The organism is Bacteroides sp. HF-4919, from assembly GCF_018860125.1.
Map to the genome: position 1 here is coordinate 191,319 of NZ_JAHKNF010000010.1, position 25,003 is coordinate 216,321.

21 protein-coding genes are annotated in these 25,003 nt (G+C 40.2%); 9 read left to right on the forward strand and 12 right to left on the reverse strand.

Annotated features, from left to right (window positions below; translation table 11 throughout):
• Positions 1-163 precede the first annotated feature (163 nt).
• Positions 164-1,261 carry a helix-turn-helix domain-containing protein gene (locus KO473_RS17495; RefSeq protein ID WP_005780275.1) on the forward strand — a complete coding sequence of 366 codons (1,098 nt, stop codon included), beginning with the start codon at positions 164-166 and terminating at the stop codon, positions 1,259-1,261.
• 268 nt (positions 1,262-1,529) lie between these two features.
• On the opposite strand, the gene KO473_RS17500 is transcribed toward KO473_RS17495, so the two are convergent.
• From KO473_RS17500 to KO473_RS17515, 4 genes are all read right to left on the reverse strand, one after another.
• Complete coding sequence (locus KO473_RS17500) at positions 1,530-2,324, reverse strand: hypothetical protein (protein ID WP_005780277.1); 795 nt, start codon at positions 2,322-2,324, stop codon at positions 1,530-1,532.
• 8 nt (positions 2,325-2,332) lie between these two features.
• Positions 2,333-2,725: a DUF3244 domain-containing protein gene (locus KO473_RS17505; protein WP_005780278.1), complete on the reverse strand. Its 393-nt coding sequence runs from the start codon at positions 2,723-2,725 to the stop codon at positions 2,333-2,335.
• Positions 2,726-2,890: 165 nt separating this feature from the next.
• Positions 2,891-4,654 carry a hypothetical protein gene (locus tag KO473_RS17510; protein ID WP_032541780.1) on the reverse strand — a complete coding sequence of 588 codons (1,764 nt, stop codon included), beginning with the start codon at positions 4,652-4,654 and terminating at the stop codon, positions 2,891-2,893.
• Between the two features lie 42 nt (positions 4,655-4,696).
• A complete protein-coding gene (locus tag KO473_RS17515; protein ID WP_005807430.1) occupies positions 4,697-5,425 on the reverse strand; it encodes a DUF4369 domain-containing protein in 729 nt (242 codons plus the stop codon).
• Between the two features lie 239 nt (positions 5,426-5,664).
• Here KO473_RS17515 and KO473_RS17520 point away from each other — a divergent pair, with 239 nt between their 5' ends.
• Genes KO473_RS17520 through KO473_RS17530 form a run of 3 tightly spaced genes read left to right on the forward strand, consistent with a single transcriptional unit; the run spans position 5,665 to position 11,275 of the window.
• Positions 5,665-6,903, forward strand: a complete 1,239-nt coding sequence (locus KO473_RS17520) for an anaerobic sulfatase-maturation protein (RefSeq protein ID WP_005821013.1) — start codon at positions 5,665-5,667, stop codon at positions 6,901-6,903.
• A gap of 41 nt (positions 6,904-6,944) precedes the next feature.
• Positions 6,945-9,110 carry a S46 family peptidase gene (locus KO473_RS17525; RefSeq protein ID WP_181996054.1) on the forward strand — a complete coding sequence of 722 codons (2,166 nt, stop codon included), beginning with the start codon at positions 6,945-6,947 and terminating at the stop codon, positions 9,108-9,110.
• Between the two features lie 2 nt (positions 9,111-9,112).
• Positions 9,113-11,275, forward strand: a complete 2,163-nt coding sequence (locus tag KO473_RS17530) for a S46 family peptidase (RefSeq protein ID WP_216035117.1) — start codon at positions 9,113-9,115, stop codon at positions 11,273-11,275.
• Between the two features lie 106 nt (positions 11,276-11,381).
• On the opposite strand, the gene KO473_RS17535 is transcribed toward KO473_RS17530, so the two are convergent.
• From KO473_RS17535 to KO473_RS17545, 3 genes are read right to left on the reverse strand one after another with little or no spacing between them, the layout of a single operon-like run.
• Entirely contained in the window at positions 11,382-11,564 is a 183-nt protein-coding gene (locus KO473_RS17535) for a type II toxin-antitoxin system HicB family antitoxin (protein WP_216035112.1), read from the reverse strand.
• On the reverse strand, positions 11,561-12,685 hold the full coding sequence (locus KO473_RS17540; protein ID WP_005780293.1) for a glycosyltransferase family protein: 1,125 nt from the start codon (positions 12,683-12,685) through the stop codon (positions 11,561-11,563). Before KO473_RS17540 ends, KO473_RS17535 begins: the two co-directional genes overlap by 4 nt.
• Positions 12,682-13,488 (reverse strand): UDP-2,3-diacylglucosamine diphosphatase, encoded by an 807-nt coding sequence (locus tag KO473_RS17545; protein ID WP_005780295.1) that lies wholly within the window; start codon positions 13,486-13,488, stop codon positions 12,682-12,684. The genes KO473_RS17540 and KO473_RS17545 overlap by 4 nt, the downstream gene beginning before the upstream one ends.
• 174 nt (positions 13,489-13,662) lie before the next feature.
• Between KO473_RS17545 and trxA the strand changes: the two genes are divergently transcribed.
• Complete coding sequence (trxA, locus tag KO473_RS17550) at positions 13,663-13,974, forward strand: thioredoxin (RefSeq protein WP_005807441.1); 312 nt, start codon at positions 13,663-13,665, stop codon at positions 13,972-13,974.
• Positions 13,971-14,438 carry a co-chaperone YbbN gene (locus KO473_RS17555; protein ID WP_005780298.1) on the forward strand — a complete coding sequence of 156 codons (468 nt, stop codon included), beginning with the start codon at positions 13,971-13,973 and terminating at the stop codon, positions 14,436-14,438. Before trxA ends, KO473_RS17555 begins: the two co-directional genes overlap by 4 nt.
• 66 nt (positions 14,439-14,504) lie before the next feature.
• Here KO473_RS17555 and KO473_RS17560 read toward each other — a convergent pair whose 3' ends face one another.
• From KO473_RS17560 to KO473_RS17580, 5 genes are all read right to left on the reverse strand, one after another.
• Complete coding sequence (locus KO473_RS17560; protein ID WP_022012470.1) at positions 14,505-15,140, reverse strand: SagB/ThcOx family dehydrogenase; 636 nt, start codon at positions 15,138-15,140, stop codon at positions 14,505-14,507.
• A 133-nt stretch (positions 15,141-15,273) separates the two neighbouring features.
• The gene (locus KO473_RS17565) at positions 15,274-15,831 is read right to left on the reverse strand and encodes an NADH peroxidase (RefSeq protein WP_005780311.1); all 558 of its coding nucleotides are present in this window, start codon (positions 15,829-15,831) and stop codon (positions 15,274-15,276) included.
• 21 nt (positions 15,832-15,852) lie between these two features.
• Positions 15,853-16,272, reverse strand: coding sequence for a Fur family transcriptional regulator (locus KO473_RS17570; protein ID WP_005807446.1), 420 nt, complete (start codon positions 16,270-16,272; stop codon positions 15,853-15,855).
• 169 nt (positions 16,273-16,441) lie between these two features.
• Positions 16,442-16,789 (reverse strand): DUF805 domain-containing protein, encoded by a 348-nt coding sequence (locus tag KO473_RS17575; RefSeq protein WP_005780313.1) that lies wholly within the window; start codon positions 16,787-16,789, stop codon positions 16,442-16,444.
• 183 nt (positions 16,790-16,972) lie between these two features.
• A complete protein-coding gene (locus KO473_RS17580) occupies positions 16,973-19,084 on the reverse strand; it encodes a M3 family metallopeptidase (protein ID WP_005821022.1) in 2,112 nt (703 codons plus the stop codon).
• 110 nt (positions 19,085-19,194) lie between these two features.
• Here KO473_RS17580 and KO473_RS17585 point away from each other — a divergent pair, with 110 nt between their 5' ends.
• The 3 genes from KO473_RS17585 to KO473_RS17595 all read left to right on the forward strand — a co-directional run bounded on the left by KO473_RS17585 (position 19,195) and on the right by KO473_RS17595 (position 24,988).
• On the forward strand, positions 19,195-21,120 hold the full coding sequence (locus KO473_RS17585) for an NAD(+) synthase (RefSeq protein WP_005821024.1): 1,926 nt from the start codon (positions 19,195-19,197) through the stop codon (positions 21,118-21,120).
• 69 nt (positions 21,121-21,189) lie between these two features.
• Positions 21,190-21,726 (forward strand): hypothetical protein, encoded by a 537-nt coding sequence (locus KO473_RS17590; RefSeq protein ID WP_005780318.1) that lies wholly within the window; start codon positions 21,190-21,192, stop codon positions 21,724-21,726.
• Positions 21,727-21,829: 103 nt separating this feature from the next.
• Positions 21,830-24,988, forward strand: coding sequence for a SusC/RagA family TonB-linked outer membrane protein (locus KO473_RS17595; protein ID WP_005821026.1), 3,159 nt, complete (start codon positions 21,830-21,832; stop codon positions 24,986-24,988).
• Positions 24,989-25,003: the final 15 nt, after the last annotated feature.

A 25,003-nucleotide genomic window follows, 5' to 3' on the forward strand; every position in this document is an offset into this window, starting at 1 on the left:
GTCAACACTTTTATTGATAACGTCATTTTATTTGATGACGTCTAAATATCAATATATTAAGTTCTAATAAAGTAGTAATTGATTTTATCACTAATTCAACAAATAAGGCGGTAAATTAAAACTTTTAAAGTAACTTTGCAGCACCAACACAAGATATGGCAATATGAATAAAAGAATATTTTTAATAATCGGAGTCATTATACTATTTATTATGATTGCTATGGGTGCTTCAACCTATACAATTATCCACTCCCTTATTCAAAAAGAAAAAGAAACATTCAAGCCACAAGTCGAAAATATTTTAAAAGAAGCGGTAATTAACAGCATAGCTCAAAAGTGCAAGGATTTACCTTTGAATGGACTTAGTAATTCACCTAAAAAAATAGGAACATACGAAACTCGTACTTTTTGTTCAAAAGATACGCTATTTACTTATCAACATAAAATTCAAGATATCGATACCGAAATATTCTTCGCCCGCCAATTAGGGTTACTTATGATGGAGCGTTTACAAAGCTATGATATAGAAGATCTAATAATTAAGCACTTAAATAAAAACGATATACAGGGATATGTCAATACCGGAATCATTGTTTCCAAACATCTACAGAGAGAAATATGGAGTCAGCCCCCAAGTAGTATCCCTCATAATTCAGAAAAGATTATCTACCATTTGGAGGATGAAATTATTAGCGTAGATTACATTATGTATATCGACTATAGTTTCTCAACTTTGTGGAAGCGAATGCCTAAAACCAATATCTACATCAATTTAATAGTGGAACTGATTCTCATCTACATCATCATTCTGTTTATACGGTATCATAGGAAGTATCGAAAAAAGACATCAGTACCAGCAGCCGATACAGCAGAGCCTGCACCTCATATCATCGAAACCATACCAGTCGGCAGTAGTGTAGAAACAGAAAAGCAAACTAATTCTACTATAAAAGAAGAGTTATCATTAAAGGATCAATTTGTTTTTGAAAAAGATTTTGTCTTATTCAACAACCATCCGATCAAAATGCCTAATCAGCAACAAAAAATATTAACTTTTTTCTTAAACAGTCCAAATTACAGAATAAACAAAAGTGATTTAAAGAAAGAATTCTGGCCTCAAAATGCTGATCCAACCAATAATATGACAAGTGCCATCAACAAATTAAAAAGAATTTTAGAAGAAATAGGCAGCAAATATACGATCATAACAGATAAAAAAAACGAAGAATGTTATATATTGGTAGATGACAAAACTACATAAAAACAGGAAGTTAACATTGTAACTTTACGAAGTTAACATCGTAATTGCAAGAAATTAACTTCGTAAAATTACGATGTTAACTTCTTGTAGACTATCTTATTGATTTCTTCCTCTCCATAAGAACCCTAAAAGCATACAGAATAAAAAAATGTGCGAGATACATCACGCACCCCGCACACAGCAACCATTTAAGTATTAAACAATTAAACTAAAAACATATGATAGTACTATATAAAAAAACAAGTCCCAATCCAGTGTTACATCAATGTTAACACCGAGATGAAACTACTCTTAGAATTTTCTCACACATATACTCATTCTCCTGTAGGAGTTTATTAGAGCAACTTTTCAACTCAGACTGCTCCATTTCAAATGCCTTATTTATCGCAATAGATAAATCATATAATGGAAAATACCCTCTATCACTCTGAACAGGTTTTGCAGTAAAACCGGCAACATATTGACTCATAAACGTAGCATCAGTAACTAAACCATTCCAACCATAAGAATCAACAATAATCACAGGCTTATGATTTAAAACAGCTTGAGCAGCGAAAAGTCCATCACTTATGATTAAATCAGCCTTCGAAGCATGCTCCATCACTTCGGAGGTCTGGCATAGCTGCGCTTGGAAAGTTTGTACAACCCGAGTGAAATCACGTAGTTTCAAATCGACTACAGACGTAGTACTCCACGTGGAATATCCTTTCAGCAGAGCTAAGACCCTCAATATAGAATGAAACTCATTAACCCAAATCAAAATAGATTTCTTTTCATTATCATTCACATTATTCGTCCATCTGTCACGAGAGGGCAACAAACAAGTATCACCCATTAATTCATTGACTGACAACAAATTGTTTTGCAAATTCATTTCTTTAACACGAACATACTCTTCATCTTTAAAAGTGATAATCAAAGGATAATTTACCCACTCTTGTTCACTTACTTCCGATGTATAGTTCACGTCATACCCCGCACCTTTCAATAAGGAAACCAAGGCTTCCAGATTACCTAATTGCGTATACGTTCTGTCGCATGTTGATAATAAAATTCTCTTCATTATAACAACTATTCTACAATAAACTGTCCATATACATACCCACCAGCTGCATTGGTAAATTCAAGCACATAAGTTCCCGGAGTTAAATCAGCAATAGAGAACGAAGTAATCTGACCGGCAGCATTTACATCCATAGAAGACGAATAAACTTCTTTTTTAGCATCTGTAATTTCTTTCACTGCGATATCTACATTACCTATAGCCTTTGAGAACTTAATAAATAAGGTAGAACCATCGATATCTGCAGAAATAGGAATGAGTGGATTGATGGAACGGCTACCTTCCTCTATAATTTCTCCATCCAAGATAATAGGTCTACGAAGGACTTCATTTGACATAGCATACATGGATTGTCCAATGAACAATGCCACAATCAATGATAAAATAACACGCAATTTCATATTTTATTTGTTTTGGTTTCGTCAAATATAGCGCATTTGGCTAAGATAGCAAAACAAATCACCCGGACAAATACAGCAAGGGTTAATACCACATAAAACACTATATATAAACAGTTTACACAAACAAGTAGAGGCATATACCCGGACAGATAGCATAAAATTAAACTAATATTTCTGCAAGAAATCATCCAAATCATCGGATACTGATAAATTTAATCGTTTTTTTAAACGTCCTTTAGCTTTTGTCACCGACTCAGAAGTCGTTAGAAAAGCGAGTCCCAAAACTTCATGTGTAATGCCAAATTTCAACAAGCAACAAATTTCGATATCATGCTTAGTCAAATTAGGAAATTCCTTTTTAATACGTATAATGAAATCATTGTGTAAAGCATTGGATAGATGAAATAACTTATCCCAATCACCATCCAAAAGTTGTTTTTTATCAGAGGCATTTTCCATGTCCTCTTTCTTTCTCAACATTAGTAGTATACGAAGTCCTTGCATGTAGATAGCATAAAGATCACCATCATCACTATCTGGTATATTCCCCTTCTTCTCAACTAAATGAACAGATAATGTTCTATTCTGATCTTCAAGAACGGACACCTTTCCTTGTAATTCTCCTATCTGATTTCGATAATCTCGTAATGTCTCTTTTTGCAAGTTTCTATAATTGAGTATTTGCTCTTGATACATTTCTATCTCGGTAACGTTCTGACGAATTCTTTGGCTAATATCTCTGATCAACTTCTGATTGGTTCGATATTTATAATAGATGTATACAATAACCAATATAGCAATAAAGCCTATAAACGAACCGATCAAGAGAATGTTCTTTTTCTCAATACTGGCTTGCAAACTTTCTTTCTGCCATTTTTCACTATCATACTTACCCTGCAAGTCCGCTATGTTATTCCGAGTTTCAATATCTCGAGTTATTATTTGTAAAGAATCTGCTATATCCTTATATCCAACAGCACTCTTAAAATCATTCAATTCTTTTTTCAAATCATATAGGCACTCACAAGCATCTCTCTTTACTATTAAATTCGCACTCTCAAGACACAATGCAAGATACATTTCTGCATCCTTCAACCTACCCATATACAAATATAAATTACCTAAAGCTAAATATCCAGAATATAATTTCTCCTGATCCTTTTCTTTCTTCAAGAAAGACAGAAAATAATATTCAGCCCCAACATAATCCCCTTGAGAACGATGAATAACCCCCAATTCTAAAAGTATAGATCCCACAGCCGAATATTCTTTCTGACTAGAAATATACAAAGCCTTATCATAATAATAATATGCACTATCTATTTGATTCTTATATAAAAACGCCCTTCCTATATTTCTATTAGCATATGTCATACAAAGTGAATCTGAAATACCAGAATAGTAAGCAAAAGATAATCTATAGTCATTCAATGCTGCATCAAATAATTTTTGCCTTCTGTTCAAATCTCCTATTCCTTCTGACACTAACCCTAACAATTTAAACTGCTTAGTATTCTGAAGTACATCTTTCGCCTTCAAATAAAATTTCATAGCGTCTTCCACTTTATCAAGACTTTCCATCACTCTTCCATAATAATAGAAAGCTTTTCCTTTGGATACAATATCTTCAGTATAAGATCCATAATAACCAACCGCAAATTTAATAAGGGAATCCGAAGTAAATTTCATGTAATTCTTGTCCATAGCCTGAGTCATTAGCAGGCTATAATCTGCTTGAGCTTTGCCATGAAGGCTTTCAGGAGTTGGGATGTGCTTTAAAATAGTCATAGCACTATCCGGATCAGATTCCATTATTCTCTCAGCTTGAGACAATGATAATACAACTGTATCCGGTGTCGAATGACATGATACAACCAAAAGACCAAATAAAACAACAAAAAGATAACCAAATCGTAAGTGCGTGTTCATTTTCATTAAGTTTTTCGCAAAAATACGGAAAAAACTTAAAGTTTAACGATTTAAAGTTGCATTTTGTTCCATGCGCTGATGCTCTTCAATCAGCTCCATGTTTGATTTCGCTTTTGTAATAAAATCTTTTACTAATTTATTATTTTTAAAAGAATAAGGAGCATCTTTCATGATGTCCTCAATTTGAGGAGTCATAACCGGATAAGGCAAAGTACTGCAAAGCATCATAAATACACTTGGACCTAAAACCGTTTCGTAATTATCGGAAATAAATTTTTTGATAAAACCATTCATATCCTGCATCAACGAATCACCTTCGTGAGTCAGTTGTTCATGAATATCTGCCAAGTCAGCACCATCCATCACCATGCGTGCCTCTTTACGTTGCAACTCTTCTATCTGGATATCTAATGAGTTCTTTTTATCAATAAAAGCATAAAGTGCATTGTTCAAGGAGGTGCCTTTCGCAACCAATTCAGTATTTGTAATTGAAACTTGAATATTACCTTTTTCAATTACCAAAGGCATGATACTCTCGTCGCCAATATAAAGTGTAGCCATCACTACCGAATCCACTTTGCCTTTCATCGAAAACAATCCATGTATCACTTCTGCAGAATCAATATTAAGCCACTCACCGTTCTGAAGCACTTTAATAAAAAGCATCTTACCATCCAGGCTGGTTACAGAAGAGGCGCCTTCAATCTTATACTTACGGCTACAAGAAGTGAAAACAAAAAGCAAAAGTAAAAAAGGCAATACTTTATTCATAGGATACACAACTTTTTCGGTGACAAAGGTACAACGGATTCGTAAGCAAATGAAACATTTTATCAATATTTAAAACTTGTAAGACTCTTTTCTTTAATAATCCTTATAAACATCTATATAAGGACGGATTTTTCATTTACTTTATCTAAATTTGCACTTTCGGAGTTGACAAATAGTCAATGAGTTATTGAATTAGTCAGCCCGTTAACCCGTAAAATTGTAATCGTATAATATAGAAAATGTCTACTACCTACGCACCCTTTGCCAAGCCGCTATACGTAATGCTCAAGCCCGTAGGGGCTGTATGCAACCTTGCATGTGATTATTGTTATTATCTGGAAAAGTCCAGACTTTATCAAGAAAATCCCAAACATGTGATGAGTGATGAATTACTCGAAAAGTTCATCGAACAATACATCAATTCGCAAACTATGCCGCAGGTACTCTTCACCTGGCACGGAGGAGAGACATTGATGCGTCCACTCTCTTTCTATAAGAAAGCGATGGAACTGCAAAAGAAATATGCTCGCGGAAGAAGCATAGACAACTGTATACAGACCAACGGTACCATGCTAACTGACGAGTGGTGCGATTTTTTTCGTGAGAACAATTGGTTGGTAGGAGTTTCGATAGATGGGCCTCAGGAATTTCACGACGAATACCGAAAGAACAAACTTGGAAAGCCATCGTTTGTGAAAGTCATGAATGGTATCAATCTTTTAAAAGAGCATGGAGTAGAATGGAATGCCATGGCGGTAGTGAACGATTTTAATGCAGACTATCCGCTCGACTTTTATCATTTTTTCAAGGAGTTAGATTGCCATTATATTCAGTTTGCCCCAATAGTGGAACGAATTTTTCCCCATAAAGACGGACGCCATCTGGCATCCCTGACACAACGGGAAGATGGAAAAATAGCTGAATTCTCCGTTACTCCTGAACAATGGGGAAACTTTCTCTGTACACTTTTCGACGAGTGGGTGAAAGAAGATGTAGGTAACTATTATATCCAACTTTTCGACTCAACGCTTGCCAACTGGGTAGGAGAACAACCGGGTGTCTGTTCTATGGCAAAAACTTGCGGACATGCCGGTGTAATGGAGTTCAATGGCGATGTATATTCATGTGACCATTTTGTGTTTCCGGAATTCAAATTGGGAAACATTTACAATCAGACTCTGGTGGAAATGATGTACAGCGAACGCCAGACGTCTTTCGGACAAATGAAACAGAACTCACTGCCCACCCAATGTAAGGAATGCGAATTTCTGTTTGCCTGCAACGGCGAATGCCCTAAGAATCGTTTCAGCCGCACAGCAAACGGCGAACCGGGGCTCAACTACCTGTGCAAAGGATATCATCAGTTCTTCAAACATGTGGCTCCTTACATGGACTTTATGAAAAATGAACTAATAAACCAACGTCCGCCCGCTAATGTGATGGACGCTATCAAAGGAAACAAATTGATCATAGATTAAAATAGAAAAGCAACAAATCATACTAATTTTTTAATAAACTAATGAACAGACTCAAACTTTACTTACTGGCGCTGACTGCGTTGGTCGTTTGTTCCGCAAAGGCGGACGAGGGTATGTGGTTACTGCAACTGATGCAGGAACAACACTCTATCGATATGATGAAAAAACAGGGACTGAAACTTGAAGCCCAAGACCTGTATAATCCGAACGGAGTTTCACTGAAAGATGCTGTAGGTATCTTCGGTGGGGGATGTACCGGAGAAATCATTTCACCGGAAGGATTGATATTAACTAACCATCACTGCGGATACGCTTCTATCCAACAACATAGTTCTGTTGAACACGATTATCTGACAGATGGCTTTTGGGCAACCTCAAGAGACAAAGAGCTGCCTACACCGGGGTTAAAGTTTACATTTATCGAACGTATAGAAGACATCACTAATATCGTAAATGCCAAAATCGCTGCAAAAGAAATCACCGAGACAGAATCATTCAGCAGTGCTTTTCTCAATAAACTGGCCAAGGAATTGTTCGAAAAGAGTGACCTGAAAGGAAAAAAAGGAATCGTTCCGCAAGCATTGCCTTTCTATGCCGGAAACAAATTCTACATGTTTTATAAGAAAGTATATCCGGATGTACGCATGGTTGCCGCCCCGCCTTCATCAATCGGCAAGTTCGGCGGAGAAACCGACAACTGGATGTGGCCACGCCATACCGGTGACTTCTCAATGTTCAGAATCTACGCCGATGCCAACGGAGAACCGGCAGAATACAATGCTTCCAATGTACCCTTGAAAACTAAAAAGCACCTGAACATTTCTATCAAAGGGCTTAAAGAGGGAGATTATGCAATGATTATGGGATTCCCGGGAAGTACCAGCCGTTACCTCACTGTATCGGAAGTAAAAGAGCGTATGGAAGCAAGCAATGCTCCCCGTATCCGCATCCGCGGCACCCGTCAGGACGTACTGAAAGAAGCCATGAATGCCAGCGACAAAGTACGTATTCAATATGCCAACAAATATGCAGGTTCCAGCAATTATTGGAAAAATTCTATCGGTATGAACAAAGCCATTATCGATAATAATGTTTTAGGCACGAAAGCAGACCAGGAAGCAAAATTTGCACAATTCGCCAAAGAAAAAAATAACACTGACTATATGCAGGTTGTATCTAAGATCAATGAAGCCGTATCAAAAACCTCTCCGATCAAATATCAGCAGACCTGCCTGACCGAAACATTCTTCGGCGGTATTGAATTTGGCAGTCCTTATCTGGTGATGGATAAACTGAAAGAAGCGTTAGAGCAGAAAAACGACTCTAATATTCAGGCTAACATCAAGGTATTAAAAGAGGTGTTTGACAACATCCATAATAAAGATTACGACCACGAAGTAGATCGTAAAGTAGCCAAAGCTTTGCTACCACTTTATGCAGAGATGGTTCCTGCCGGACAGCGTCCCGCTATCTACGAGGTGATTGAAAAAGAATATAAAGGAGACTACAATGCATACGTGGATGCAATGTATGATACTTCAATTTTAGCAAATCAGTCTAATTTTGATAAGTTTATCAAAAAGCCAACTGTAAAGGCAATCGAAAAAGATATAGCCACACAATACTCACGTGCTAAATTTGATAAATATACCGACCTGGCTGCACAGATGGGCAAACTGCCGGAAGAACTGACTTTATTACATAAAACATATATCCGTGGATTGGGTGAAATGAAATTGCCTACACCATCTTATCCCGATGCAAATTTCACAATCCGACTGACTTACGGAAATGTGAAGCCATATAGCCCCAAAGATGGTGTATATTATAAATATTACACAACAACCGATGGAATCCTTGAAAAAGAGAACCCGGAAGACCGTGAGTTCGTGGTCCCGGCCAAACTGAAAGAGCTGATTGAGAAAAAGAACTTCGGACGCTACGCATTACCGAATGGTGAAATGCCTGTTTGCTTCCTGTCTACTAACGATATTACCGGTGGTAACTCCGGAAGTCCGGTATTGAATGAAAATGGAGAACTGATTGGCTGTGCGTTTGATGGTAACTGGGAGTCACTGAGTGGCGACATCAATTTCGATAACAACCTGCAACGCTGTATCAATCTGGATATTCGCTATGTACTATTTATTCTTGAAAAACTGGGAGGATGCGGACATTTGATTAACGAAATGACGATTGTTGAATAATGATGAAAAAGCAATTATTATCTACTACGTTCGCACTGATGGCACTGACCATCAGTGCCGACGAAGGAATGTGGATGCTTACTGACCTGAAAGCGCAGAATGAAGCTGCCATGATGGACCTTGGATTACAAATCCCCATTGAAGAGGTTTACAATCCGGACGGAATAGCTTTAAAAGATGCTGTTGTGCATTTTGGAGGCGGATGTACCGGTGAAATTATCTCAGCGGAAGGATTGGTACTGACCAACCACCATTGCGGATATGGGGCGATCCAGCAACACAGCAGTGTAGATCATGACTATCTGACAGACGGATTCTGGGCAATGAGCCGAAACGAAGAGTTACCATGCAAAGGACTGACAGTAACCTTTATCGACCGTATTCTCGACGTAACGGACTATGTAAATGAACAGCTCAAAAAAGATGATGATCCTAACGGAGTCAATTATTTGTCTCCCAAATATCTGGCAACGGTTGCCGACCGTTTCGCAAAGGCGGAAAAAATCCAAATCACACCGGCAACACGCCTGGAACTGAAACCGTTTTATGGCGGTAACAAGTACTATCTGTTTGTAAAGACCGTCTACAGTGACATCCGCATGGTAGGTGCTCCTCCCTCCTCTATTGGCAAATTCGGAGCTGACACAGATAACTGGATGTGGCCGCGTCACACAGGAGACTTCTCTTTATTCCGCATTTACGCAGACCCAAGTGGCCAGCCGGCAGAATATTCTAAAGACAACGTGCCCCTACAAGTAAAAAAACACCTGACAATTAGTTTGGCAGGAGTAAAAGAGGGTGACTTCACCTTCGTTATGGGATTTCCCGGACGTAACTGGCGCTACATGATTGCCGACGAAGTAAAAGAACGGATGCAAACCACTAACTTCATGCGCCATCATGTACGCGAAGCAAGACAAGCTGTACTGATGGAACAAATGCTGAAAGATCCTGCGGTGCGCATACATTACGCAAGCAAATATGCCTCTTCAGCTAATTACTGGAAAAATGCCATTGGCATGAACGAAGGGCTTGTTCGCCTGAAAGTGTTGGATACCAAAGAAAAGCAACAAGAACAGTTATTGGCAATGGGACGTGAGAAGAAAGATGATTCTTACCAGAAGGCCTTCGACGAAATACGTTCGATTGTAGCTCACCGCCATGATGCGATGTATCATCAACAGGCTATTAACGAAGCATTGGTAACTGCACTTGATTTTATGAAAATCCCTTCAACCGACGGATTGAAAAAAGCGCTTGAAAGTAAAAATGCTTCAAAAATTAAAGAAGAAACCGATAAACTGAAAATTGCAGCAGATAAATATTTTGCATCTGTCCCTTTCCCGAAAGTAGAACAAATCGTAGGCAAAAAAATGCTCGAAACCTATGCCGGATATATTCCGGAAGATCAACAGATCGGTATTTTCAAAGTAATAAACAGCCGTTTCAAAGGAGACAAGAATGCCTTTATCGATGCTTGCTTCAAGTATTCAATCTTCGGGTCGAAAGAAAACTTCGACAAGTTTATCGCTCGTCCTACCCTGAACAAGCTCGATAAGGACTGGATGGTTCTCTTCAAATACTCCATCACAGACGGATTGCTGCAAACAGCTCTCGCAATGAAAGATGCCAATAAAAACTATGATGCCGCCCACAAAGTATGGGTGAAAGGCATGATGGACATGCGCCAGGCCGCCGGCACACCTATCTATCCGGATGCAAACTCGACTCTCAGATTGACTTATGGTCAGATATTGCCGTACGAACCTGCTGACGGAACAGTATACAACTACTATACGACTCTGAAAGGTGTGATGCAGAAAGAAGATCCTGGCAATTGGGAGTTTGTAGTACCCACCAAACTGAAACAACTATATCAGGCGAAAGACTTCGGACGCTACGCTATGAAAAACGGAGAAATGCCAGTATGTTTCATTGTCAATACAGACAACACAGGAGGAAACTCCGGAAGTCCGGTATTCAATGGAAAAGGTCAACTGATTGGTACCGGATTCGACCGTAATTATGAAGGTTTGACAGGAGATATTGCTTTCCGTCCTTCTTCACAACGTGCAGCAGTGGTTGACATCCGCTATACTCTATTTATTATTGATAAATATGCAGGTGCTTCACATATCATCAAAGAACTCGATATTGTGGAATAATATAAAAAGAGAGTGCACTTCACTTAAAGTGTACTCTCTTTCTTTAAAATATCAATGGAAGTATTTTTCAATAAAATTCTTCACTCCCACTGATTACCTGATAGCTTCAGACAAAATCTTCTACCAAATACATCTCTTCAACCATATCTTCTATGGTTTGTTCCAGATTTATTACCGCTTCTTCAGGTGAATCACCATACGCATTACACTGCATACTTACAGTAAGCCAGGCATAATAACCTCCATCGGATGTACGTTCAAGCACATAATCAGTTTTATTCAATTTCATATCGGAAAATAATTAGTTAATGTAGGTACAGTAATGACCGACTGCTGGTCGATAAGTCGTTCGAGTTCTCCTATAATCTGCCGCTCACTACTACGGGCCCAACGAATAAACTCTTTGTTGGGAACATACGTCCCGGCAAAACGTAGCAACGACTCCAAATCAAAAGATTCGCCAATAATTCCGGCACCGGACCGGTAAGCATCATAGGCATTGCAATCCTGTTCGATATGGGCAGGTACCATCAGTACAGGTTTTCCCAAATACATTGCCTCACAAATAGATTCAAAACCGGCCGTACTGGCATATGCTCTGCAACCGGCCATTCGGTTGAGGAATTTCACATCATCAATCTGATGGAAACTTAGGGTAGCATCTACCTTGATTACCTCGTCAACATCCTGTTTATCCCAGAAAAAATGCATAGGTACTTCAGGATGTAAGACATGAAAGGCTTCTACACTATCTGCAAAACCGGAATTAACCATATATCCGTGAATATAATTGCCTTGTTCCGGTTGGATGGCAGTCACTTCCCTACGAAGCAGAGGAGGAACGACGGTTATACCTTCTGCCCGGTCCGGATTCATCTTATGGAAAGAAAGCGCTAACCGCCTATTGGCACGCAGACTCGTCAAACGTGTAAAAAAGCGAAGTATGGAAAGTTGGATCATAGATTTCCGTGGAAACTCAAAGTTTTTATGCAAGAACAGATATTGATGCCCGACGCAGACATAAGGAACAGAGGGACGGAAGAGTGCGTAGGTAAGTCCGGTCAGAAGTTCGTAGAAGTTGATCACGACTTCCGCCCCTGTTTCCTTAATACGCTGATCGATATAACACATGCTGCGAAAGTATTCCGGTGTACGTATCAGGTTATAAACAAAACTCTTTTTCAGATTAGCCCGCTTATTTTCAGTGGTAGGCAAAAAATTCGGACTGGTGAAGCGCTTTACGGGTGCCTGAATACTCCGGTTAAAGAAACCGGGTAAAGTACGTGATGAACTTTTCCCGACAAGTACTTCCACTACTTCGTGTCCATTACGCAACAACATATCTTCCAGAGTAATGGCTTGGGTAAAATGTCCCCTCCCCTCTCCTTGAACGATAAACAAAAATTTCATGATGCTTTAGTTATTGGTGTAGTTTTTTTCTCTTTGTTATTATTTTCTTTCAATAGTTCACTATCAAAATAACGGATAGTCCAGTTTCCTTCTTCATCTTCTGTCAAAGCTGAAAGTGTTTCTACCCAGTCACCCGAATTAAGATAATGAATACCATCACAATAAGTATTGGCAGGGTGATGAATATGCCCGCATATCACCCCATCACACCTTTTAACTTTTGCCAGTCCTACAAGCTCTTTTTCAAAATCAGAAATATAAGAAACAGCGGTCTTCACTTTATTCTTGATAGATTGAGAAAGAGAATAATAAGGCTTACCCTGCTTCATTCTGCGGGCGTTATAAACTTTATTCAACCACAACAGAAAAGTATATCCAGTGTCTCCCAGTTTCGCCAACCACTTCATTTGGGTGGTCACTGTATCGAAAATATCTCCATGGGTCACATAATAACGTTTGCCATGACTCTCATAGATGCAGTCTTTCACAATTTGGACATTATAAAAGTTCAAAGGTGCCAGATTATCCAGAAAGTCATCATGATTGCCACGAACATAAATCACCTGTGTTCCGAAATTCTCCATCATTTTCATAATCACTTTAAAGAAGTCCGTATGTTTAGCTTTCCATTTGCCCAAACCGCTTTTCTGTAAATGCCATCCGTCGATGATATCACCATTCAGGATCAGGCGGTCACAATTAATCGATTTCAAAAAGTGAGTAACCTCTTCTGTTTTGGAATGCTGTGTTCCCAGATGAATATCCGAAAGAACTACTGTGGGATAATACGTGCGTAAATGCATAACTTTTTGTTTTTTCGTTACGCAAAGATCCTGTTTCCAGATTACAGGAGGATGAATGCAAGGTTACTATATGATGAACAAAATCGGGGTTTCTCTGTTATTATAATAAAACAAATAGCTATATTTGCCCTGTCTAAACGAGGGCTTATATTTATCAAAAGAAAGGAAAAAATTATGGAAAAATTCGAAGATTTGATACAGTCACAAAGTCCCGTTTTAGTAGATTTTTTTGCAGAATGGTGTGGACCTTGCAAAGCAATGAAACCGATTCTTGAAGATTTGAAACAACAGATAGGAGAAAAAGCCCGCATTGTAAAAATAGATGTGGATACCCATGAGGACTTGGCGGTAAAATACAGAATCCAGGCAGTGCCTACTTTCATCCTTTTCAAAACGGGAGAAGCAGTCTGGAGACATTCCGGTATGATCCAAGGTAGCGAACTGAAAGGAGTTATTGAACAATACACAATAAAAGACAAAGAATGAAGAAAGTATTATCATTAGTAGCTTTGGCCATGATCAGCACCATTATGTTTGCTGTAAACGATGGAGCCAAGACAAATCAAAACAAAAAGGAAGCAAAAAGCGGTGAAGTCATTGTGATGAATAAAGAGATGTTTATCAACGATGTGTTTGATTACCAAAACTCAAAAGAGTGGAAATACAAAGGTGATAAACCAGCTATCATCGACTTATATGCCGATTGGTGTGGTCCTTGCCGCATGACAGCCCCTATCATGAAATCGCTCGCTAAAGAGTATGACGGGAAGATCGTGATATATAAAGTGAATGTAGATAAAGAAAAAGAATTGGCTGCCCTGTTCAATGCAACAAGCATTCCTCTTTTTGTATTTATTCCCATGGAAGGCGAACCTCAATTGTTCCGTGGAGCAGCAGATAAAGCCACTTATAAAAAAGCAATAGACGAATTTTTGCTGAAACAGAAATAAAGTTTTAATAAAAAACATGATAAAAGGGTATGGTGCCGTCTTTGGCAAACCATACCCTTTTATCAATTACTTAAAGTATCCAACCGGATGATTCATCATCGGAATCTGACCATCTTTCAATTTCAAGGCACTTCTGAGCCGGGTTGTATCCATTGTTGCGCGTGGAACCGTAGCCAGTCGCGCTGCGGAACAAAATAATGAAATATTCTGAGAAACAATCCCTACATCCATAGCTCCTGTCATTTGAGTGCGATTATTTTTCACATCTCCCAATTTTGATAAATCACTGACCAGTACCAATGATAGCGGAGCACTATTGACAAAAGCCTGTCCCCCTGCAACTGCCGAACGATAATCGCCCTCAGAAATCAAGTTAAGCTTATGTCCTTTAGCATCATACAAATAAGTACCTTGCGGAAGGACTACGTAGATATCAACATCTTGACGATTCATGGCCGACGGAGCAGTGCGCTTGCCCTCTGCCGGACGACTAATCCCATTGGCGGCCCACAACAGGTCGGATAAATCGGTGTTGCTCAGAGCTTGGGAAGCATATTCACGGACAGAATGGCGCTCGGATAACGCTTTCATTAACTGTCCGCTACGATTTATATTGGGCTTGGGCAGCTGAATCACCTGATCGGCAGCATAAATTGTCATTGACAAAAGAAGAAAACACACTAAAGACTGTAGTTTTTTCATAATCCTTTTTCTTTTAAGTGAAATACAAATATAAAAAAATCATCAGTTAACGGCCCCATTTCAAAAGAAAGTTTAACAAAAAAGGCCTGTATCCGTATAGATACAAGCCTTTTTCTATAATCATCTATATGATTTATTTCTTACCGAAATAACGGTTATAAAGTCCTTCAAAACCTTTACCGTGACGAGCTTCGTCTTTACACATTTCGTGCACTGTATCATGGATAGCATCCAAATTCAAAGCTTTAGCACGTGTAGCAATGCGCTTTTTATCTTCGCAAGCACCGGCTTCAGCATTCATTCTCTTTTCAAGGTTTGTCTTAGTATCCCATACGCAATCTCCCAGCAGTTCGGCAAACTTAGAAGCATGCTCAGCTTCTTCCCAAGCGTAACGTTTGAAAGCCTCAGCTACTTCAGGATAGCCTTCACGGTCAGCCTGACGGCTCATAGCCAGATACATACCAACTTCAGTACATTCGCCCATGAAGTGATTGTTCAAGTCTTTGATCATTTCTTCGTCACAACCCTTAGCCACACCGATTACGTGCTCGTCAACAAAAGTGAGTGCACCACCTTCTTCTTCAACAACTTCTACGAATTTGCTTGCAGGAGCTTTACACAAAGGACATTTCTCAGGAGCTGCGTCACCTTCATAAACATAACCGCAGACAGTACATCTAAACTTTTTCATTTCGTCTTAATTTTAAATTAATTAGTCAATACGTATATCATTTAAACAATTCTTACAAATACCTTTATAATAGTAATGCATTTCACTTACTTCATGTCCATTCATTTGAAGTCCTTCTATTTGTTTCATTTCAACCTGGCACTTCAAATCATAAATACGTCCACAACGTTTACACAAAAAATGAGCGTGTTGTGAAGTATCTCCGTCAAAATTGGTATTCCGTTCGTCGATAGTAAGCATTTGTGCCGCTCCCTGTTCCGAAAACAGTCTAAGAGTATTATAAACCGTTGTCTTCGAAAGTGTTGGCATAGAGGGAGATAATGCAGTGTATATTTCATCAGCCGACGGATGTGTCCTATGTTCCATCAAATAGTTCATGATAGCAATACGCTGCATGGACGGTTTGATGTTATGCTCTAATAATCGGTTGTATGATTCCATCTTCTTCCTCTTTTACAAAATTGTATTCATTACAATTTTAAATCTGATGCAAAGATAAAGAGTTCTTTTATTTTCGCAAACAAAATACGGATATTTTTTTGATAAAATAGAAAAACGGCATACAAAATGACTTTTGCATGCCGTTTCTTATGACAATAATATGTACGTATTAAACTCCTTTGGGGTTTTCACCATATTGGTTGCTGCCCGGCTGTCCATCTTGGATAGTCAGGAAGAGATACCAAAGGCTACCGATTACCGGCACAAAAGTGATAAACAACCACCATCCACTTTTACCGATATCGTGCATACGACGCACGCTAACAGCAATCATAGGCAGGAGCATAGCCAGATAATAAAGCCCTACAAATACACAAACTGTACCTAAAATGCCATCAATAATACCTGCAACAATAGCGAAAATAGCCATAAACAAGACAAACATCCAGTATTCACGTCTTCTGGCTCTTCCGTCAAAGTCTTTCCACTTCTTCAAAACATCAATGTACTCTTTCATTTTTCTAATTCTTTTAATAGTTAATAATTGTTGGTATTTTGTGTTTATTTCAATAAACCGCTGCAAATATAATAACTATTATTTGTATTTTTTATATTTTCTGCGTTTATTTTTAGCAAAAAATAAAAGGGGAAGATTGTTTCTTCCCCTATAGTACAATGTAAAAGCCCTGTATAAGCCAATCTACAATCCTCTGTTCCGTAACAAAGGTTCTATACCCGGTTCCTTTCCGCGAAAGTTCTTATACATATTCATAGCATCGTCAATTCCTCCCGGAGTGAGAATATAGCGACGGAATCTGGATGCTACTTCCTGATTAAAAAGATCTCCAGTCTCCCTATAGGCTTCAAAAGCATCACTATCAAGCACTTCAGCCCAAATATAGCTATAATAACCAGCCGTATATCCACTATTCATAATATGGTTAAAATAAGTAGTACGATAACGGGGAGGTATCTGATTCGGCAACCCTCGTTCTTTAAGTACAGTTGTTTCAAATTTAACGATATCCATATCTCCGGGAATTTCTTTGAGCACATGATAATCCATATCAAGCAAAGAAGCAGCAAGATATTCGGTCGTAGCAAATCCTTGTCCATACTTGCCACTCTTATCAAGTTTTTCAATCAAAGCAGAAGGAATCACCTCACCGGTCTGGTAATGTTTTGCATATACCTTCAGTACTTCCGGCTCAAATACCCAATGTTCCATAACTTGGGACGGTAGCTCTACAAAATCGCGCGGCACTCCGGATACTCCATAAAAACGTACATCTTTAAACAAATTGTGCAATGCATGCCCAAACTCGTGGAATAAAGTGCTGGCTTCATCTGCACTGAGCAAAGCAGGCTGACCCGAAGAGGGTTTGGTGAAGTTGCACACAATTGTTACTACCGGTGCCAAACGTTTGCCGTCACGATAGGTTTGAGAGCGGTAAGTCCCGCACCATGCACCTGCTCGCTTGCTTGAACGGGGAAAGAAATCCATATAAAGCACCCCCAGATGACTACCGTCCTTATCTTTGCACTCGAAAGCCTGTGCTTCTTCATGCGGTTTTGGTATGTCATTTATTTCGGAAAAAGTGATACCATAAAGTTTATTAGCCACATAGAAGGCGCCGTCACGAACATTATTCAATTCAAGATAGGGACGTATTTCATTTTCGTCCAGACTGAACTTTGCTTTCTTTGCTTTCTCAAAATAGTAGCGCCAGTCCCATCCTTCAGGGGTGAAGTTAGCTCCTTCTTTTTTAATTTCAGCCTGAATGTCAGCTAACTCTTCCTTAGCTTTCGCAACTGCAGGAGTCCAGATCTGATTCAGTAAACGATACACATTCTCCTCGTTCTTCGCCATACGGTCTTCCAAAACATAAGAAGCATAATCGGCATATCCCATCAGTTTAGCTTTCTCCAGACGTAAAGTAACCAATTTCTTCACAATTTCATTATTGTCTGTCTCGTTACCATTATTGCCACGATTGATGTATCCCTTAAATATCTTTTCACGCAACTCACGATTATCCGCATATTGCAAAAAAGGCATCACACTCGGATTGTGTAAAGTAAAAAGCCACTCTCCTTCCAGCCCCTCTGACTTAGCTGCTTCGGCTGCAGATGCCACGAGACTTTCCGGCAATCCGGCAAGGTCCTCTTCCTTATCTATAACCAACCGGAAAGCATTGGTTTCTTTCAGCAGATTCTGCCCAAAAGTCAACTGCAACATTGAAATCTCGCTATTCAACTGGCGCAACTTTGCCTGGTCAACAGAATCGAGATTAGCACCTCCACGAACAAATTTCTTGTAAGTCTCTTCCAGTAATTTATTCTGTTCTTTATCTAAACCCAATTGCTCGCGTCGTTCATAAACCTCTTTCACACGAGCAAACAGAGCAGGGTTCAGACTAATATCATCACGGTGTGCCGAAAGCAATGGGGTAAGCTCTTTGTTTAGGGCCTGCATTTCATCGTTCGTATTACAACTGTTCAACCCATAAAATACTGTATTCACCTTATTTAATAACTCTCCACTCTGATCGAATGCAGCAATAGTATTATCAAAATCCGGAACCGAACGTTGATTTACAATAGCATCGATTTCTTTTTTCTGCTCTTCCATCCCTTTCAGGAAAGCCTCTTTGTAATGCTCTACTTTGATCAGGTCGAACGGTGGAACACCAAAAGGAGTTGAATACTCAGCCAGAAAAGGGTTTCCGGCATCGGTGGCTGCTTTCTGTGCACTTGTGCCGCAAGCAGTCATCACGGCAGCCATTCCGGCAGCCATAAGCATCTTCTTCATGTTTTTGTGCGATTTAATATTATAATGTATCAATTCAAATTTGACAAAAATACAAAGATTCGATTAAAATGCCTACTTTTGCCAGTAGAAATGATAAACCCTGATAGAAAATGAACTACGGATTCGTAAAAGTTGCGGCGGCTGTTCCCCGCGTAAAGGTTGCAGATTGCAAATTTAATTCAGAAAGACTGGAGGGTCTTATTGCCATTGCCGAAGGCAAAGGGGTGCAGATCCTTACTTTTCCCGAAATGTGTATTACCGGATATACCTGCGGAGATTTGTTCGCCCAGCAACTTCTGCTTGAACAAGCAGAAATGGCGTTAATGCAGATTCTGAACAATACCCGCCAGTTGGACATCATTTCTATATTGGGTATGCCGGTAGTAGTCAATTCCACGATTATCAATGCCGCAGTCGCTATCCAGAAAGGCAAAATACTGGGAGTAGTACCTAAAACCTATCTACCTAATTATAAAGAGTTTTATGAACAGCGTTGGTTTACATCTGCTTTGCAGGTCTCGGAAACCAGCGTACGTTTGTGTGGACAAATTGTTCCGATGGGCAACAACCTGTTGTTTGAAACAGCAGAAACAACTTTTGGAATAGAAATATGCGAAGACCTTTGGTCTACGGTTCCTCCAAGTTCTTCACTGGCGCTGCAAGGGGCTGAAATCATTTTTAATCTTTCTGCCGACGATGAAGGGATCGGCAAGCATAGCTATCTTTGTTCTCTGATCAGCCAGCAATCCGCACGGTGCCTCTCCGGTTATGTTTTTTCATCCAGTGGTTTCGGCGAATCAACGACGGATGTGGTTTTTGCAGGAAACGGACTCATATACGAAAACGGTGGCCTGCTTGCACGAAGTGAACGGTTCTGCCTGGAAGAGCAATTAGTTATCAGCGAAATAGATGTAGAATGTATCCGTGCCGAACGCCGTATTAATACAACTTTTGCTGCCAACAAAGCCAATTGCCCAGGTAAAGAAGCAATCAGAGTCTCTACGGAATATACCAACAGTAAAGACCTGGATCTTACCCGTACATTCAACCCACACCCTTTTGTTCCACAAGGAGCTGAACTCAACAATCGTTGCGAAGAAATCTTCTCCATACAGGTCGCCGGACTGGCACAACGCTTAGTACATACAGGAGCCAAAACAGCTGTAGTGGGAATTTCCGGAGGGCTCGACTCTACACTGGCATTATTAGTATGCGTCAAAACATTCGACAAGCTGGGATTATCCCGTAAAGACATTTTAGGTATAACCATGCCGGGATTCGGAACGACCGACCGCACTTATCATAACGCCATCGCTTTGATGAACTCGTTAGGGATTTCGATTCGCGAAATCAGTATTAGGGAAGCATGTATCCAGCACTTCAAGGACATCGGACATGACCTCAACGTACATGATGTAACATACGAAAACTCACAAGCGCGCGAACGCACGCAAATCCTGATGGATGTAGCCAACCAAATCTGTGGATTAGTAATCGGGACGGGTGACCTCTCTGAACTTGCATTGGGATGGGCCACATACAACGGTGACCACATGTCGATGTATGGCGTCAATGCAAGCATACCCAAGACACTGGTACAACATCTTGTACAATGGGTAGCTGAAAATGAAGTCGACGGGGAATCTAAAATAACCCTGCTGGACATTGTAGACACTCCTATCAGTCCTGAACTGATACCGGCAGATGAGAATGGAGAAATCAAACAAAAAACGGAAGATCTGGTAGGTCCTTATGAACTCCACGACTTTTTCCTGTACTATTTTCTGCGATTCGGCTTCCGCCCGTCGAAAATATACTTTCTGGCACAAACCGTATTCAACGGAATATACGATGCTGAAACCATAAAAAAATGGCTGCAAACCTTTTTCCGCCGGTTCTTCAATCAACAATTCAAACGTTCGTGTCTGCCCGATGGTCCAAAGGTAGGAAGTGTCTCCATCAGTCCGAGAGGTGACTGGCGTATGCCAAGCGATGCCAGTTCGGCTGCATGGCTGAAAGAAGTATCCGAATTGTAACAATGACGATACCTCTTTTTAATATGATGTCGCGACCTTTGCAACGTCATATTAAAAAGAGGTAAAGTTATGAAAAGACAATTTATTTTAGCATTTGTACTATTTGTATCCAGTATTGCCCTGAACGCTGCAAATTCAGTGCCGGATGATGACAAATCCGACAACAAGAATAAAGCGGAAGTAAGCTCAGTCGTAAAAACAACATGGGAGTTCTATTCTGCCATTAAACAGCCATCGGCAGAAGCACTGGCCAATGTAACTAATTACAAATTCGGACAAGAAGCCGGTTATCTCTATAACCAGTTCATGAATATCTATGTGGTAAGGGAAGAAGTAGTTCCGGGTGATCCTACCCGTCGTACCGTCATTCGGAAACCTACTATCTACAATGCCGTACGTTCTATCGAAAAACAACTGAACAGAGAACTCAAAAGTAACAAAATGGGGCAGGAACAAGTAACTGCCGAATTTACAAATGTACTCAAAATAGCCATCTCTGCTTTCGACTCTGAAACCGAATCATTCGAAGACGCTTTACAACAAAATCGCAAAAATGCAGCCGCCCTTCTTTCCGTTTTCCAAAACGTAAAACTAACCGATATTTAAACTTTTTCAATAGGTAAACTTATACTTGTAGCAAGCCTCGGACAATGGTAAATCTCTTGTCCCGGCATCTGCTATGCCCAAACACTAAATTAGTACATAACTTATGAACAGTAAATTTTATCTGTTTCTTTGTTGTATGTTTTTGTGCACATCACTTGCTTTTGCACAGACAATCAAAGTAACAGGAACAGTAACAGACAAAATGGGACCGGTAATCGGTGCCACAATCATGGTAAAAAACTCAACGAACGGTACGGTCACCGACATAGACGGACGTTACCGTCTCGAGGCCTCCATAGGTGATATCCTGACTTTCTCTTTCGTCGGATACAATACGGTAGAAAAAGAAGTGAAAAGCAATAATCCTATGATCAACGTTGAACTGACAGACGATGTACAGGCTATAGATGAAGTAGTAGTAACTGCTATCGGTATCAAACAACAAAAGAAAAAGATCGGTTACACCACCCAGCAAATCAATAGTGACGTATTGAATGCAACTCCCAGCCTGAATGTCGGTTCTGCACTTTCCGGGCAAGTAGCCGGCTTATTGGTAGCCAATCCGACCGGTATTTTTCAGGCACCAAGTTTCAAATTACGCGGTAATACTCCTTTGATTGTATTAGACGGTGTTCCGGTAGAAACGGACTTTTTCGATATATCGAGTGAAAACATCGAAAGTGTCAACGTGTTGAAAGGTACAGCAGCTTCGGCGTTATATGGTTCACGCGGAAAAAACGGAGCTATCTTAATTACCAGCAAAACAGCCAAGAAAGAAGGGTTGGAAATCAACTTTTCCACCAACAATATGATTACTGCCGGTTTTGCCGTATTACCCGAAACACAGCATCAATATGGTAGTGGTTCGAACGGCAAATACGAATTTTGGGACGGTGCCGACGGTGGTATCTCAGATGGTGATATGACATGGGGTCCCAAACTAAACGTCGGGACCAAAGTAGCCCAATGGAATAGCCCCATCCGAGACAAAGTGACCGGGAAAGAAATTTCTTGGTGGGGAGATGTGAAAGGGACTCAATATGATGACAAATCACGCTATGAACGAGTTCCTATCGACTGGGTATCTCATGATAACCTGAAAGACTTCCTGCAAACAGGATTAGTAACCAACAACAACATCTCTATCGCCTATAAAGGAGAGAAAGCACGCTACTTTGTAACCGGACAGTATGCTTATCAAAAAGGACAGGTACCCTCTACACAAATGCACAGCGGAGGGGTCAACTTCAACTCCACTTTCGATCTTGCTCAAAACCTGCAACTTGACGCCAATCTGGCGTATAACAAGGTGGTTTCTCCAAGCTATCCACGCTATGGATACGGACCTAAAAACCATATGTACACCATTGTTGTATGGATGGGAGACGATGTGAACGGTAAAGAACTCCGTAAACATAAATATGTTCCGGGACAGGAGGGATATCGCCAGGCCAGCTATAACTACGCATGGTACAACAACCCTTATTTTGCCGCCGAAGAGCTTCAGCAGTCGGAAAACCGTGATGTAGTGAACGGTCAGCTACGTCTCAATTATCAACTCCTGCCCAACCTGAACATTCAGGGACGCGCAGCCTTACGTCAGAAGACAATTCTACAGGAAATGAAAGTTCCCAAAACTTACATGAACTATGGTGACTCACGTGAAGGCGACTACAAAGTCTGGAATGACCACCAGACCAATGTGGATGCTGATGTACTGGCTACCTATACACAAGATCTTACTCCCGATATTCTTTTTACACTGAATGCGGGTAGCTCTGTATTTTACCGAAATTACCGTCAAGAGTACCAGTCTACCGACGGTTTGATCGTTCCTTTCGTATACAGTATCAAAAACACCCAAGGACCATCCATTACCGATGCCAACCGGAACGAGAAATCCATCCGCAGTATTTATGGCTCTGTCAACCTCGACCTTTATAAATATGCTTACCTGACCCTGACGGGACGTAATGACTGGTCATCCACTCTCGCAAAAGGCAGCAATTCTTACTTTTATCCTTCCGTAGCAATCAGTACAATGGTGTCTGAATATGTCAAACTACCTACATTCATGGATTATCTTAAAATGTATGGCTCATGGGCAGTCGTTTCTACCGACTTGTCTCCATACCAGATTATATCTACCTACACTAAAGATACCAACTATGGTTCAAACCCGTCTATCTCCTATCCCTCGTCTCTGGTGAACTATTACATCAAACCCCAGAAAACGACCTCTTGGGAAGCAGGTTTATCAACTTCTTTTTTCCGGAACCGTCTCTCCTTCGACCTGACATATTATCACACGATTGACGAGAACCAGATCATCGACCTGAACATATCGAATGCTTCGGGTTTCACCAGCCGTAAAGTGAACGGTAATCAATATACCACTAACGGATGGGAAATCATGGCAAACGTACAGGCAATCCAAAATAGAGATTTCCAATGGGAATTTGCCCTGAACTGGAGCAAAAGCATAAAGAAGCTGACAGAAATATATGGTGGACAAAAAAAATTCGGTGACTTGAAAGTAGGCGACCGTGCCGACGCATTCTACGGTTCACAATGGCAAAAAAGTGCTGATGGAGAACTGATTCTCGATGAAAATGGCATGCCGACCAAAGACGCCTACAAGCAATATCTGGGACATCTGGACCCCAACTTCCGTATGGGTATGCAGAATACGTTCCGTTATAAAGACTTCACCCTGTCTGTCGATCTGGATGGTGCGTACAAAGGAGTCATCTATTCCGTACTGAGCGAAAAGTTATGGTGGGGTGGTAAACATCCGGAGTCTGTTGAATACAGAGATGCACAATACGCAGCCGGACATCCGGTATATGTGCCCAACGGTGTAGTGGTAACCGGAGGTGAACTGAAACGTGACATTGACGGAAATGTCATCTCGGATACCCGTACATACAGACGTAATACAACAGCCGTCGATTGGCAGCAATGGTGTCAGAATTACCCTTATCAGGCTTATGTGTCATCCAAAGAGAATGCGAAGTTTGCCAATGTATTCGACCGTAGTTACATTAAATTGCGCCGAGTAGCCCTGACCTACAACTTCACTAAATTACTTTCAAAACAAAGTCCCGTGAAAGGACTGACTGCCACAATCTTCGGCAACAATCTTGCTGTATGGAAGAAAGTTCCTTTCGTCGATCCTGACTATACGGGAGACAGCAATGACGGAGGGGCCAACGATCCTACTGCACGCTATATCGGTATGGGAGTCAACATAAAATTCTAAACATGTTATGAAACC